Origin of the sequence: Pareuzebyella sediminis, assembly GCF_008367235.1 — a bacterium.
GTDB lineage: Bacteria > Bacteroidota > Bacteroidia > Flavobacteriales > Flavobacteriaceae > Pareuzebyella > Pareuzebyella sediminis.
In genome coordinates this window covers 353,015-368,113 of the sequence record NZ_VTZS01000005.1, presented here as the reverse complement: position 1 = coordinate 368,113, position 15,099 = coordinate 353,015, and the positions used below count along the sequence as shown (strand labels likewise).

Sequence of the window (15,099 nt, the reverse complement as noted above, 5' to 3'; positions counted from 1 at the left end):
TATTTAAAATTTCAGGGCCTCTTTACGAGCCATAATTTCGTCATACTCCTCTTTTGAGCCTACGATAATATTCTCATAATCTCTCATACCCGTACCTGCCGGAATTTTATGCCCAACAATAACATTCTCTTTCAGGCCTTCCAAGGTATCTACTTTACCACTAACCGCGGCTTCGTTCAATACTTTGGTCGTCTCTTGGAAAGAAGCCGCAGAAATAAACGACTTGGTTTGAAGAGAGGCTCTCGTTATTCCCTGAAGAATTGGTGTAGCCGTGGCCGCAACAGCATCTTTCGCCGTCACCAGATTTTTATCTGAACGCTTAAGAACAGAGTTCTCGTCCCTTAATTCGCGTGCAGTTATGATCTGACCTTCCTTCAGGTTTTCGGAGTCACCCTTATCTACCACAACCTTCTTGCCATAGATTTCGTCATTCTCGGTAATGAAGTCATCTTTATGCACCAATTGGTTCTCCAAGAAAATAGTATCACCAGGATCTTGAATACGAACTTTACGCATCATTTGTCTTACCACTACCTCAAAGTGCTTATCATTGATTTTCACACCTTGCAAGCGATAAACCTCCTGAACTTCGTTCACAAGATACTGTTGTACTGCCGAAGGACCTTTAATTGCCAAAATATCCTCAGGTGTTATCGAGCCGTCGGATAATGGCATACCAGCCCTTACGTAATCATTCTCTTGAACCAATATCTGATTCGAAAGCTTGACCAAGTATTTTTTGATCTCGCCCAATTTCGACTCGATAATGATTTCACGGTTACCTCTTTTGATCTTGCCGAAAGAAACCACACCATCAATTTCAGAAACAACCGCCGGGTTTGATGGATTTCGCGCTTCGAAAAGCTCTGTAACTCTTGGAAGACCACCGGTAATATCACCAGCTTTTGCCGATTTACGAGGTATCTTGACCAAAATTTTACCTTCCTTAATTTTATCCCCATCATCAACCATGATATGTGAACCTACAGGAAGGTTATAAGAACGTAACGTTTCTCCTTTGGCATCTTGAATAAGAAGGGTCGGAATCAATTTCTTATTTCTCGATTCAGAAATAACCTTCTCTTGGAAACCAGTTTGTTCATCTATCTCTACCTGATACGTAACTCCTTGCTCGATATTCTCATAGGCAATTTTACCTGGAAATTCCGAAACAATTACACCGTTATAAGGATCCCATTGACATACGATATCGCCCTTACTTATTTTGGCACCGTCTTCAATAAACAATTGGGAGCCATAAGGGATGTTATTCGTACTAAGGGTAATACCGGTTTTCGGATCAACGATTTTAATTTCAGAAGTTCGGGAAATAACTATTTCTACCGGTTTTCCTTCACTGTCTTCACCTTTAACGGTTCTAAGGTCTTCGATTTCAGCCGTACCATTGAATTTGGCTACTAACTTATTATCCTCAGAAATGTTTCCTGCGATACCCCCCACGTGGAAGGTACGTAACGTCAACTGTGTACCTGGTTCCCCAATTGATTGTGCAGCAACTACACCCACGGCTTCACCTCGTTGTACCATTTTATTGGTAGAAAGGTTTCTACCATAACACTTAGCACATATTCCTTTAGGTGCTTCACAGGTCAATGCAGAACGTACTTCTATTTTCTCTATAGGAGAATCCTCGATCTTTCTGATATCGGCTTCCAAGATTTCCTGACCAGCCTTTAGCAATAGCTCCTCAGTTAAAGGATCATATACATCATGTAGCGAAACCCTACCTAAAATACGCTCTCCAAGAGTTTCTACCACTTCCTCGTTCTTTTTCAACGACTCTACTTCAATACCTCTCAAAGTCTCACAATCTTCGATATTGATGATAACATCTTGCGAAACATCGACCAAGCGACGGGTCAAGTAACCTGCATCGGCCGTTTTCAAAGCGGTATCGGCAAGACCCTTACGGGCACCGTGGGTAGAAATAAAGTATTCTAGAATCGAAAGACCTTCCTTAAAGTTAGAAAGTATCGGGTTTTCGATAATCTCCCCTCCACCAGCGGTAGATTTCTTAGGTTTGGCCATCAGACCTCGCATACCGGTCAACTGACGTATTTGCTCCTTAGAACCCCTAGCACCAGAATCCAACATCATATAAACTGAATTGAACCCCTGTTGATCTTCACGAATACGTTTCATGGCCAATTCGGTCAGCATGGCATTGGTAGACGTCCACACATCGATGACTTGATTATAACGTTCGTTATTCGTAATAAGCCCCATGTTATAGTTGGCCATAATACCATCGACCTGCTCATTGGCCTCGTTAATCATCTCATGCTTTTCCTGAGGAATGATAATATCACCCAAACTGAAGGACAATCCACCTTTAAAGGCAAAATCGTAGCCCATGGTCTTAATCTTATCCAAGAAATCGGCAGTGGTCGGCACATCGGTAACACTTAAGATTCTACCGATAATATCACGCAATGATTTCTTGTTCAATACGTCATTGATGTAACCTGCCTTTTCAGGTACTTCCATATTAAACAATACCCTTCCGACGGTTGTTGGAATAATCTTATTGACCAACTCCCCTTCGTCATTAAAGTCTTTGGCCCGAACCTTTATCCCTGCATTTAAATCTATTTTACCTTCATTGAAGGCAATTTCGACTTCTTCGGCAGAATAAAAAGTCAATCCTTCTCCCCTAACTTTTACTTCTGAAGTAGATTTTCGTTCCTTGGTCATGTAATAAAGACCCAATACCATATCTTGGGATGGAACGGTAATAGGTGAACCATTCGCCGGATTCAGAATGTTATGGGATGCAAGCATCAATAGTTGCGACTCTAAAATGGCCTCTGGCCCCAGTGGCAGGTGCACCGCCATTTGGTCACCATCAAAATCGGCATTGAACGCAGTACACACCAAGGGGTGCAAACGTATCGCTTTACCCTCGATCAATTTCGGCTGAAATGCCTGAATACCCAAACGGTGCAATGTAGGGGCACGGTTCAACAAGACCGGGTGCCCTTTTAATACATTTTCGAGGATATCCCAAACAACTGGCTCTTTCTTATCTATTATTTTTTTCGCTGATTTTACTGTTTTTACAATACCCCTCTCAATAAGTTTTCTTATTATGAAAGGCTTGTACAATTCGGCAGCCATATCTTTAGGAAGACCACATTCGAATAGTTTCATCTCTGGGCCAACCACGATTACCGAACGAGCCGAATAATCAACACGTTTACCTAACAGGTTCTGACGAAAACGCCCTTGCTTACCTTTTAAAGAATCGGAAAGGGATTTTAAAGGTCGGTTCGACTCCGTTTTTACAGCAGATGCTTTTCTCGTATTATCAAAAAGCGAATCAACAGCTTCTTGAAGCATACGCTTCTCATTTCTAAGAATGACCTCGGGAGCCTTGATTTCGACCAATCGCTTCAAACGGTTGTTTCGAATAATCACCCTTCGGTAAAGATCGTTCAAATCGGAGGTAGCAAAACGGCCACCATCAAGAGGAACCAAGGGACGTAATTCCGGTGGAATGACCGGAATGACCTTCATAATCATCCATTCAGGCCTATTTTCACGATTATCTTGAGATTCACGTAACGCTTCTACAACCTGAAGCCTTTTTAAAGCTTCCGTCTTTCTTTGCTTAGAAGTTTCCGTGTTGGCCTTATGGCGTAATTCATACGAAAGCTCTTTCAAATCGATGCGCGCCAAAAGGTCGATCAAACACTCCGCACCCATTTTTGCGATGAATTTGTTCGGATCGGTATCTTCAAGATACTGATTTTCGGGTGGTATGGATTCTAAAATAGTCAGATACTCCTCTTCGGTCAAGAAATCCATTTTTTGAATTTCCTCGCCTTCGGGCCCTTTCGCAATACCTGGTTGAATGACTACGTACCGCTCATAGTAAATAATCATGTCCAACTTTTTGGAGGGCAACCCTAGGAGATATCCTATTTTGTTAGGTAACGAACGGAAATACCAGATATGGGCTACAGGAACTACTAAGTTGATATGTCCTACCCTATCCCTACGTACTTTTTTCTCAGTAACCTCAACACCACACCGGTCACAAACAATACCTCGATAACGAATACGCTTGTATTTTCCGCAGGCGCACTCATAGTCCTTAACAGGTCCGAATATACGTTCACAGAAAAGTCCGTCCCGCTCAGGTTTGTGTGTACGGTAGTTGATAGTTTCAGGTTTAAGGACCTCTCCTCGAGATTCTGCCAAAATCGCTTCTGGCGATGCCAATCCGATGGAAATCTTATCAAACCTTTTTATTGGGTTATTATCTTTTATTCTAGCCATAATCTAAATGGTGCTACTAATTAAAATGTGTGTTCTTCAATCGCTACAATCGATGCTATTCTTCCAATCGAATATCAAGGCCCAAGCCCTTAAGCTCGTGCATCAATACATTGAATGATTCCGGTAAACCGGGTTCTGGCATGGTCTCACCTTTTACAATGGATTCGTAGGTTTTCGCCCTACCGATGACGTCATCCGATTTTACGGTCAAAATTTCCCGTAAGGTCGCCGATGCACCATAAGCTTCCAAGGCCCATACCTCCATCTCACCAAAACGCTGACCACCAAATTGAGCTTTACCACCCAAAGGTTGCTGCGTAATCAATGAGTAAGGTCCAATAGAACGCGCATGCATTTTATCATCTACCATGTGGCCTAGCTTCAACATGTAAATCACTCCCACAGTAGCGGGTTGATCGAAACGTTGCCCGGTTCCACCATCGTATAGATACGTGTGCCCGAATCTTGGAATACCGGCCTCATCGGTATACTTATTTATTTGATCAAGCGATGCCCCGTCAAAAATCGGGGTAGCGAACTTCTTGCCCAATTTAAGACCAGCCCATCCAAGCACCGTTTCATAAATCTGTCCGATGTTCATACGCGAGGGTACCCCGAGCGGATTTAGTACGATATCTACGGGTGTTCCGTCTTCTAAGAAAGGCATATCTTCTTGGCGTACGATACGTGAAACAATACCTTTGTTACCATGGCGACCTGCCATTTTATCACCTACCTTTAATTTACGCTTTTTAGCGATATACACCTTAGCCAATTTCATGATACCTGCAGGCAATTCATCTCCTACGGAAATCGTAAACTTGTCTCTCCTCAAGTTACCTTGAAGGTCGTTCAATTTGATTTTATAGTTGTGTAACAAATCTGCAACGGCAGCGTTGGTTTCCTTGTCGGTGGTCCAACTTCCTCCTACCAAATGGGCAAAATCATCTACAGCATTCAGCATTTTTTGGGTGTACTTTTTACCCTTTGGCAGCACTTCCTCTCCCAAATCGTTCAATACCCCTTGTGATGTTTTCCCATTGATCAACGTAAACAATTTATCAATCAGGATGTCCTTCAACTCTTGGAACTTCACTTCATATTCAAGCTCCAGTTTATTGAGTTCCTCCTTATCTTCGGAACGCTTACGCTTATCCTTAACGGACCGGGAGAAAAGTTTCTTATCGATAACAACGCCACGTAAAGAAGGTGAAGCCTTCAAAGAGGCATCTTTGACATCACCTGCCTTATCACCGAATATCGCACGAAGCAATTTTTCTTCAGGAGTAGGATCGGATTCTCCTTTAGGAGTAATCTTACCGATCAAGATATCGCCTGGTTTTACTTCGGCTCCGATACGAATCATTCCGTTTTCGTCAAGGTCTTTGGTCGCCTCTTCCGATACGTTAGGAATGTCATGGGTCAATTCCTCAGCACCCAATTTAGTATCACGAACCTCTAAAGCGTATTCATCTACATGAATCGAGGTAAAGATATCTTCTCGCACTACCTTTTCAGATATTACGATAGCATCTTCGAAATTATAACCCTTCCAAGGCATAAAGGCAACGGTAAGGTTACGTCCTAAGGCCAATTCGCCTTGCTCGGTCGCGTACCCCTCACAGAGCACTTGCCCCTTTTTAACTTTATCCCCTTTTTTGACAATAGGTTTCAAATTGATACTCGTACCTTGATTGGTCTTTCTAAACTTGACCAGTTCATAGGTTTTTGAATCGTCGTCGAAGCTGATCAGACGTTCATCTTCGGTACGATTGTACTTTATGATGATTTTCTGGGCATCGACATATTCTATAGTTCCATCTCCTTCGGCATTTATCAACACCCTCGAATCAGAAGCTACTTGGCGCTCAAGACCGGTTCCGACAATCGGGGCCTGTGGCCTTAATAAGGGTACCGCTTGGCGCATCATGTTCGAGCCCATAAGTGCACGGTTCGCATCATCATGTTCCAAGAAAGGAATCAACGAGGCCGAAATCGAAGCAATTTGATTCGGCGCGACATCGGTATAGTTGACTTCCGCGGGATCTACTACCGGAAAGTCACCCTCTTCCCGAGCAATTACTTTTTCGGCATCGATTTCCCCATCTTCTTTAAGTGGAATATTCGCCTGTGCGATTTTCATTCCTTCTTCTTCCTCTGCACTTAGATACTGATACTCCTTTGTATTCACTTTAGAGTCTACCACTTTTCGATATGGAGTCTCCAAGAAGCCCATAGGGTTCACCTTCGCGAAAACTGATAAAGAGGATATTAATCCGATATTGGGTCCTTCCGGGGTCTCTATCGGGCATAACCTGCCGTAATGCGTATAGTGAACATCTCGAACCTCAAACCCGGCTCTTTCCCTTGATAACCCTCCAGGCCCTAAGGCGGAAAGTCTTCTTTTATGTGTAATCTCTGCCAAAGGATTTGTCTGATCCATGAACTGAGATAGCTGGTTCGTTCCAAAGAAGGAGTTGATTACCGAAGATAATGTCTTGGCATTGATCAAGTCAATAGGTGTAAAAACCTCATTGTCGCGAACATTCATCCGCTCGCGAATCGTTCTTGCCATACGGGCCAAACCTACCCCAAACTGTGATGAAAGTTGTTCTCCAACGGTACGTACACGACGATTCGACAGGTGATCGATATCATCGATTTCAGCTTTTGAATTGATTAGCTCGATCAGATACTTGATAATCGTAATTATATCTTCTTTGGTCAAGACTTGCTTGTCCATTCCGATATCGAGCCCTAATTTTTTATTCATCCGATACCGACCCACTTCACCTAAGTTGTAGCGTTGATCGGAAAAAAACAATTTGTCAATAATTCCGCGTGCTGTCTCTTCATCTGGCGGCTCGGCGTTTCTTAATTGCCGATAAATATGCTCTACCGCTTCTTTCTCGGAGTTTGTGGGGTCTTTTTGCAAGGTATTGTGAATAATAGCATAATCAGATTGTGCATTATTCTCCTTGTGCAAGAGGATGGTCTTAACATCAGCATCAAGAATCTCGTCGATGTGTTCTTTTTCCAACACCGTATCACGGTCTAAAATAATCTCGTTACGTTCGATTGAAACTACTTCGCCAGTATCTTCATCAACGAAATCTTCATGCCATGTATTCAACACCCTTGCGGCCAATTTTCGGCCAAGTATTTTTTTAAGTCCAGCTTTAGAGACCTTCACCTCTTCCGAAAGATCGAAAATCTCAAGGATATCTTTGTCCCGTTCGAATCCGATGGCCCTAAACAAGGTAGTTACCGGTAATTTTTTCTTCCTATCGATATAGGCATACATTACGCCATTGATATCGGTAGCGAATTCAATCCATGACCCTTTGAACGGAATTACCCTTGCTGAGTATAGTTTAGTTCCGTTGGCATGAAAAGATTGTCCAAAGAAAACCCCGGGTGAACGGTGCAACTGTGAAACTACTACCCTTTCCGCTCCATTGATTACAAAAGTACCACTGGGGGTCATATAAGGAATTGTACCCAAGTACACATCTTGAACGATCGTCTCAAAATCTTCGTGTTCTGGATCGGTACAATATAATTTCAAACGTGCCTTTAAGGGCACACTGTAAGTTAGCCCGCGTTCGATACATTCTTGAATGGAATATCGTGGCGGATCTATGAAGTAATCCAAAAACTCAAGTACGAACTGGTTTCGGGTGTCGGTAATCGGAAAGTTCTCCATGAAGGTGTTGTACAAGCCTTCATTGCCCCTTTCGTCAGATTTTGTCTCAAGCTGGAAAAAGTCTTGAAACGACTTTATCTGAATGTCCAAGAAGTCCGGATACTCCGGCGTGTTCTTAGCGGATGCAAAATTAATTCTTTCAGTCTGTTGTGTGAACATCTATGGACAGTATTTTGAACGTGAATACTAAATTTGGGTTGCATACTTCAACATATGCCAAAATCCTACTACTATAAAAAGGCTTAGGTCTAGCTTCACCAAGGGTGAAAAAAGACCTAAACCAAAGTGCTATTGCTGCTGCTATTATTTAAGCTCAACTTCCGCTCCTGCTTCTTCCAATGATTTTTTGATTCCTTCAGCTTCGTCTTTAGAAACACCTTCCTTAACGGCTTTTGGTGCGCTATCGACGATGTCTTTGGCATCTTTCAATCCAAGACCGGTCAACTCTTTAACCAATTTAACCACTGCCAATTTAGAACCTCCTGGAGCTTTCAATATTACATCGAACTCAGACTGCTCTTCAGCGGCTTCACCACCTTCTGCTGCTCCACCACCAGCGGCTACTGCTACTGCTGCGGCTGCAGGCTCGATGCCATACTCATCTTTTAATATATCGGCCAACTCGTTCACCTCTTTAACGGTCAAGTTTACCAACTGTTCTGCGAATTCTTTTAAATCTGCCATTTTTCTATCGTTTAATAAAATTTTAAAATATACTTAGTTTATAGTGCGTACTTATTTTTCTGATAATGTCTTCAGAATCCCTGCTAATTTGCCGCCACCGGATTTCAGACCGGAGATCACATTTTTGGCAGGAGACTGTAGTAATCCGATAATCTCTCCGATCATCTCCTCTTTGGATTTGATACTGACCAGTTTATCAAGATTTTCATCACCAATATAAATTGCTTCTTCTACGAAAGCACCCTTCAACAGGGGTCGGTTTGATTTTTTCCTGAAATTTTTAATCAATTTTGCAGGAGCGTTACCGACCTCGGAAATCATCAATGAAGTATTTCCCTTCAATACTTCAGGAAGTTCGCCGAACTCTTTTTCAGAAGCTTCCATTGCTTTTGCAAGCAAGGTATTCTTGACTACGGCCAATTTCACATTGGCCTTGAAACACGCTCTTCTTAAATCAGAAGTCTGAGCCGCATTCAAGCCGGAGATATCTGCCAAATAAATGGTAGGGCTATCGGCCAACTGCGCAGTCAAATCTTGTATTACGTTTGCTTTTTCTTCTCTTGTCATACTCTTAATTTTGATCTACCAGTTAGGTTAAACCGACTTTGGATCCAATTGAACACTAGGACTCATCGTACTTGACATAAAAATGCTTCTCATGTAAACCCCTTTAGCGGCGGCTGGCTTCATTTTAATCAAGGTATCTAAAAGCTCTTTGGCGTTCTCCGCAATCTTATCGGCAGAAAAAGATGCTTTCCCCACTGCTGCGTGTACTATACCTGTTTTGTCTACCTTGAAATCAATCTTACCGGCCTTTACATCAGACACCGCTTTAGCGACATCCATAGTAACAGTGCCTGTCTTAGGATTGGGCATAAGACCACGAGGACCTAAAATACGACCCAAAGGACCTAATTTACCCATGACGCTCGGCATTGTGATAATGACATCGACATCGGTCCACCCTCCTTTAATTTTATCCAAATATTCATCCAATCCGACGAAATCGGCTCCTGCTTCCGTTGCTTCCGCTTCCTTGTCTGGAGTAACCAAAGCCAAAACCTTTACATCTTTTCCCGTACCGTGGGGTAGGGTCACGACACCACGTACCATTTGATTGGCCTTTCTAGGGTCAACCCCTAAACGAATAGCCAAATCTACCGATGCATCGAACTTTGTATTGGTTATTTCCTTGATCAAAGCAGCACCCTCATCCACCGAATAAAGTTTATCCTTATCGATTTTGGCAAGGGCCTCTTTTTGTTTCTTTGTTAACTTTGCCATTTAAATTGCTTTTTAAGATTTTAAAAAGGTCGTTTACCTGCGACTTTAAGACCCATAGACCTTGCCGTACCCGCAACCATACTCATCGCTGATTCGATTGTAAAGGCATTTAGGTCTACCATTTTATCTTCGGCAATTGCCTTAATTTGATCCCAAGTAACGTTACCTGATTTTACCCGGTTAGGTTCGCCAGATCCTTTTTTAATCTTAGCTGCTTCCAACAATTGAACTGCCGCCGGCGGTGTTTTCACGACAAAGTCGAACGACTTGTCTTTGTAGACGGTGATAACAACTGGCAATACTTTGCCTGGTTTGTCCTGTGTTCTAGCGTTGAACTGCTTACAGAACTCCATGATGTTAACTCCGGCAGCACCTAAGGCGGGTCCAACCGGTGGCGATGGATTCGCAGCACCTCCCCTAACTTGTAGTTTAACTACTTTACCTATTTCTTTTGCCATTGTTTAGAATTAAATTGAAGTTGTATTTATGTGGAAGCAACACAACTTATATATGTAACATTTGTATTATACTTTTTCAACTTGCATATAACTGAGTTCCAAAGGTGTTTTTCTTCCGAAAATCTTCACCATGACCTCAAGTTTACGCTTCTCTTCGTTTATTTTCTCTACGGTACCATTAAACCCATTAAAGGGCCCGTCGATTACCTTTACGGTCTCGCCGTGGGTAAACGGAATGGCGACACTATCCGTATTAACAGCCAATTCATCAGCTTTTCCAAGCATTCTATTCACCTCTGACTTTCGAAGTGGCACGGGATCCCCTCCCTTTGTTTCGCCTAAAAAACCTATTACGTTTGTAATAGATCGTATGATGTGGATCATCTCACCTCCTAAATTCGCCTTAATCATAATATAGCCCGGAAAATAAACCCGTTCTTTACTAATTTTTTTTCCGTTGCGAATTTGAATAACCTTTTCAGTAGGCACTAACACGTCCTCTAAGTAGTCAGAAAAACCATGGCGCTCGACTTCGCTCTCAATGTACCCTTTGATTTTATTCTCTTGGCCACTGACTGCTCTAACCACATACCATTTTTTATCCAATACTTCTGACATAGCTAACGCTTAGTTTAAAATGTTGTTGAAATACAATTGAACCAATTCACTCAATGCAGTATCTACACCCCATGTCGCTAAAGCGAATAAAATGGAAAATACGGCCACAATAACCATAAGGTTTGATGATTCCGCTCGTGAAGGCAAAGTCACATTGTTACGAAGTTCCTCAAAAGATTCTTTAATGTATGTCAACATAACTCTATTACAATTTAGATACTTAGGCAGCGATACTCATCTACTGATATGGTACCATTCTATTCAGCACGGGAGGAGAGACTCGAACTCCCGACACCTGGTTTTGGAGACCAGTGCTCTACCAACTGAGCTACACCCGTTTATAATTGCATTTAAAGGTGTTCCACACATTAGCGGAACACCCTTAAATACATTATGTTATCCGATAAATTAATCTAGAATCTTGGTAACCTGACCAGCACCAACGGTTCTACCTCCCTCACGGATAGCGAAACGAAGACCAACGCTCAATGCGATAGGCTGAATCAGCTCAACAGTAATAGTCAAGTTATCACCAGGCATTACCATCTCAACTCCACTAGGAAGGCTAATGTTACCTGTAACGTCTGTTGTTCTTACATAGAACTGAGGACGATAGTTATTATGAAATGGTGTGTGACGACCACCCTCTTCTTTTTTAAGAATATATACCTCTGCCTCAAACTTGGCGTGTGGCTTAACAGAGCCTGGTTTACAGATTACCATACCCCTGCTAATTTGAGTTTTTTCAATACCTCTCAACAAGATACCTACGTTATCACCAGCTTCACCTCTATCCAAGATTTTACGGAACATTTCAACCCCTGTAATCGTAGAGGTCAATTTTTCGGCACCCATACCGATGATTTCAACGGCATCACCTGTGTTTGCGATACCAGTTTCAATACGACCGGTAGCCACCGTTCCACGACCAGTAATGGTAAATACATCTTCTACGGGCATCAAGAAATCTTTATCGACATCCCTTGCAGGCAATTCGATCCAGCTATCCACAGCATCCATCAACTCCATTACAGTGTCAACCCATTTTTGTTCCCCGTTCAACGCCCCTAGCGCAGAACCAGAAATTACAGGTCCGTTGTCCCCGTCATATTCATAAAAAGAAAGCAATTCACGCACTTCCATTTCCACCAATTCCAAAAGCTCTTCGTCATCGACCATGTCTACTTTGTTCAAGAAAACAACGATTCTAGGAATACCTACCTGACGACCTAAAAGGATATGCTCACGAGTCTGTGGCATTGGACCATCCGTAGCCGCAACCACCAAAATTGCGCCATCCATCTGAGCGGCACCGGTAACCATGTTCTTCACATAATCGGCGTGACCAGGACAGTCAACGTGTGCATAGTGTCGATTGGCAGTCTGATATTCAACGTGTGAAGTATTGATTGTAATACCTCTTTCTTTTTCCTCGGGAGCGTTATCGATTGAATCGAAGCTTCTCTTTTCAGACAATCCTGCGTTTGACAACACTTCGGTGATAGCAGCTGTCAATGTTGTTTTACCGTGATCTACGTGTCCAATAGTACCTATATTTAAGTGCGGTTTGGAACGATCAAAAGTTTCCTTTGCCATTTTTTAATGAATTTTAATCTTAGTTATATATTAGTGTACAAATAATGCCTTAAAAATGAGCCAACGACGGGAATTGAACCCGTGACCTCTTCCTTACCAAGGAAACGCTCTACCCCTGAGCTACGTCGGCCTTTTGGGTTTCAGGTTCAAGGCTTAAAGTTTCAGGTCACGAACCTTCAAACATTACCTTGGTCTTGAGCGGGAGACCGGGTTCGAACCGGCGACATTCAGCTTGGAAGGCTGACGCTCTACCAACTGAGCTACTCCCGCATTTTTAACATTCCTAATCATATTCATTTTCTGAATACCACTTTCGGAATCGTTGGTTTCAATATTTTTATACGCCGGAAGACTTTTACACAAAATCTATCTTGCGCATTCCTTTGTGGGGAGAGCAGGATTCGAACCTGCGAAGACATAGTCAGCAGATTTACAGTCTGCCCTCGTTGGCCGCTTGAGTATCTCCCCAGCCTTATATTTTAAAGAACTTCCGAGCCGATGGAGGGACTCGAACCCACGACCCCGAGATTACAAATCACGTGCTCTAGCCAGCTGAGCTACATCGGCCTTTTACCCCTTTTTTATGCATAAAAAAGTCCGCTATTTCTAACGGACTGCAAATGTATAGATTTATTTGTTTAATCAAAATAAATTTTACAAAATTTTCATTAGGCCTGAACACGCAATTTCTCCTTTCGTTTGATCAGCTTTCTTTCCAAAGAATTGCAAGAAGAATCAATGGCCTCCTCAAAAGTTTTACATTGTTTTTTCACCATAAACTTATCCCCGGGCACATTAAGAACAATTTCGACAATTTTGTTTTCTTTCGAACTTGTGTTCTCCACCTTTAGGTAGACATCGGAACTAATTACTTTATCGTAAAATGTTTCCAATTTATCCATTCTGTTCTGCAAGAAATCAATAAGCTTTCTGTCGGCATTAAAGTTGACCGATTGCACGTTTACTTTCATAGGTTGATGTTTTAAATTAAACAATGAGATGCCCCAGATTATTTTTTGCTTCTTGGGTGCGCCTTCTTGTGCACTTTTTTTAGTTCGGCGATGCTATTATGTGTATATACTTGCGTAGATGCCAAACTCGAATGACCCAATAGCTCCTTCACGGAATTCAAATCCGCTCCTTTGTTCAGCAGATGGGTCGCAAAGGTGTGCCTCAAGATGTGGGGACTTTTTTTTACCTTAAACGACACCTCACTAAAGTACTTATTAATTAATCGATACACAAGGTTTTCATATATTTTATCCCCTGATTTTAACAGAAATATATACGCTTTATCGTTCACGGTCTCCAAAGCATTCCTTTGATCAAAATAGTCTAAAAACAGCGCTTTTGTAGAAGGTAAGAGAGGAATAAACCGCTCTTTGTTTCTTTTCCCCAACACCTTTACAATGTTAGCCGATATATCGACATTACTCATCTTTAAATTGATCAGTTCCGCCCTTCGCATACCTGTGGTGTAAAGTAATTCTATAATGAGTCGATCACGACACCCTTCGAAATCTTCGGTAAATTCAATTTGTGATAAGACGGCTTCCATTTCAGATTCCGAAAATGGCACCTCCAACTTTTTAGAGGTCTTCAAAGCCTTGTGTTTTGCTAAAGGGTTTGCCTTTATTCTACCGATATGTTGTAAAAATCGATAGTACGCTTTCAATGAGGCTATCTTGCGATTTATCGAACGATTAGAAACCTGTGCATTGACCAGGTGAACAATCCAATCACGGATTAAAACGTAATCTATCGTATCTATATCCGATACATTGTGAAAATCGGTACAAAAAAGAACAAAATACTCTAGGTCGGATCTGTAAGCGGATATGGTGTGCGGGGAATAATTTTTTTCGAGGGAGAGATATGATAAAAAAGATGTCAAGTCCATAGCACTAAGGTACTAAAGTTTTATCTGCGCTCTTTCAAAGGTAGGATGCTTAATGAAGCAGAGCTAGTTTCTACGGCAAAATACGGGCATCAAAAACAACAATCTACTTCTTCGGAACCTATATAACACAAAAAAAATCCCGTCATTTCATGACGGGATTTATAGTCTTATTAATGGCTAAAAGGCTTCTAAATTAGATTTCTTCCTTATCCCGAAGACCTTGTATATACTGCGCCTTTTGTATTTGAGCCCTGCGCTCTACGGAGGGTTTTGTAAATTGTTGACGTTGACGCAGTCTGCGCATCGTGCCCGTTTTATCGAATTTTCTCTTAAAACGCTTTAGCGCTCTATCGATGTTCTCTCCTTCTTTTACTGGTATTATTAACATTGGCTACAACCTCCTTTCTTTGTGATTAAGGGTGCAAATATAAAATGAATAAATGAAAACTGCATTACTAGAAACAAAAAAATTATAAAAGAAGCATCTAAAGTTTACCTTTACCTTAAACTAATAATGCGTCCCCGTTACTACCATGGGACTATTTTTTACC

The 15,099-nt window shown here is 41.9% G+C and carries 12 protein-coding genes and 5 tRNA genes; all 17 read right to left on the bottom strand.

The features are described from left to right. Positions 1-3: 3 nt before the first annotated feature. Positions 4-4,302 (bottom strand): DNA-directed RNA polymerase subunit beta', encoded by a 4,299-nt coding sequence (gene rpoC, locus F2B13_RS17865; RefSeq protein WP_149277470.1) that lies wholly within the window; start codon positions 4,300-4,302, stop codon positions 4-6. Between the two features lie 55 nt (positions 4,303-4,357). Next, positions 4,358-8,167: a DNA-directed RNA polymerase subunit beta gene (rpoB, locus tag F2B13_RS17860; RefSeq protein WP_149277469.1), complete on the bottom strand. Its 3,810-nt coding sequence runs from the start codon at positions 8,165-8,167 to the stop codon at positions 4,358-4,360. 144 nt (positions 8,168-8,311) lie between these two features. Then, on the bottom strand, positions 8,312-8,692 hold the full coding sequence (gene rplL, locus F2B13_RS17855) for a 50S ribosomal protein L7/L12 (RefSeq protein WP_149277468.1): 381 nt from the start codon (positions 8,690-8,692) through the stop codon (positions 8,312-8,314). A gap of 51 nt (positions 8,693-8,743) precedes the next feature. Further along, positions 8,744-9,259, bottom strand: coding sequence for a 50S ribosomal protein L10 (gene rplJ / locus F2B13_RS17850; protein WP_149277467.1), 516 nt, complete (start codon positions 9,257-9,259; stop codon positions 8,744-8,746). A 27-nt stretch (positions 9,260-9,286) separates the two neighbouring features. Further along, positions 9,287-9,976, bottom strand: coding sequence for a 50S ribosomal protein L1 (gene rplA / locus F2B13_RS17845; protein WP_149277466.1), 690 nt, complete (start codon positions 9,974-9,976; stop codon positions 9,287-9,289). 20 nt (positions 9,977-9,996) lie between these two features. Next, on the bottom strand, positions 9,997-10,434 hold the full coding sequence (gene rplK, locus F2B13_RS17840; RefSeq protein WP_149277465.1) for a 50S ribosomal protein L11: 438 nt from the start codon (positions 10,432-10,434) through the stop codon (positions 9,997-9,999). A 66-nt stretch (positions 10,435-10,500) separates the two neighbouring features. Next, positions 10,501-11,052, bottom strand: coding sequence for a transcription termination/antitermination protein NusG (gene nusG / locus F2B13_RS17835; RefSeq protein WP_149277464.1), 552 nt, complete (start codon positions 11,050-11,052; stop codon positions 10,501-10,503). A gap of 9 nt (positions 11,053-11,061) precedes the next feature. Next, positions 11,062-11,250 (bottom strand): preprotein translocase subunit SecE, encoded by a 189-nt coding sequence (secE, locus tag F2B13_RS17830; protein ID WP_149277463.1) that lies wholly within the window; start codon positions 11,248-11,250, stop codon positions 11,062-11,064. A gap of 67 nt (positions 11,251-11,317) precedes the next feature. Continuing rightward, positions 11,318-11,390 (bottom strand) — tRNA-Trp (locus F2B13_RS17825). A gap of 70 nt (positions 11,391-11,460) precedes the next feature. Beyond that, positions 11,461-12,648, bottom strand: a complete 1,188-nt coding sequence (tuf, locus tag F2B13_RS17820; protein ID WP_149304778.1) for an elongation factor Tu — start codon at positions 12,646-12,648, stop codon at positions 11,461-11,463. Positions 12,649-12,706: 58 nt separating this feature from the next. Then, positions 12,707-12,778, bottom strand: a tRNA-Thr gene (locus tag F2B13_RS17815). A gap of 67 nt (positions 12,779-12,845) precedes the next feature. After that, a tRNA-Gly gene (locus tag F2B13_RS17810) sits at positions 12,846-12,918 on the bottom strand. 116 nt (positions 12,919-13,034) lie between these two features. Further along, a tRNA-Tyr gene (locus F2B13_RS17805) sits at positions 13,035-13,116 on the bottom strand. Between the two features lie 25 nt (positions 13,117-13,141). Continuing rightward, positions 13,142-13,215, bottom strand: a tRNA-Thr gene (locus F2B13_RS17800). Between the two features lie 101 nt (positions 13,216-13,316). After that, on the bottom strand, positions 13,317-13,619 hold the full coding sequence (gene hpf, locus F2B13_RS17795) for a ribosome hibernation-promoting factor, HPF/YfiA family (protein WP_149277461.1): 303 nt from the start codon (positions 13,617-13,619) through the stop codon (positions 13,317-13,319). Between the two features lie 38 nt (positions 13,620-13,657). Further along, positions 13,658-14,548 (bottom strand): tyrosine-type recombinase/integrase, encoded by an 891-nt coding sequence (locus F2B13_RS17790; protein ID WP_149277460.1) that lies wholly within the window; start codon positions 14,546-14,548, stop codon positions 13,658-13,660. 193 nt (positions 14,549-14,741) lie between these two features. After that, positions 14,742-14,936: a 30S ribosomal protein S21 gene (rpsU, locus tag F2B13_RS17785; RefSeq protein WP_149277459.1), complete on the bottom strand. Its 195-nt coding sequence runs from the start codon at positions 14,934-14,936 to the stop codon at positions 14,742-14,744. Between the last annotated feature and the right edge of the window lie 163 nt (positions 14,937-15,099).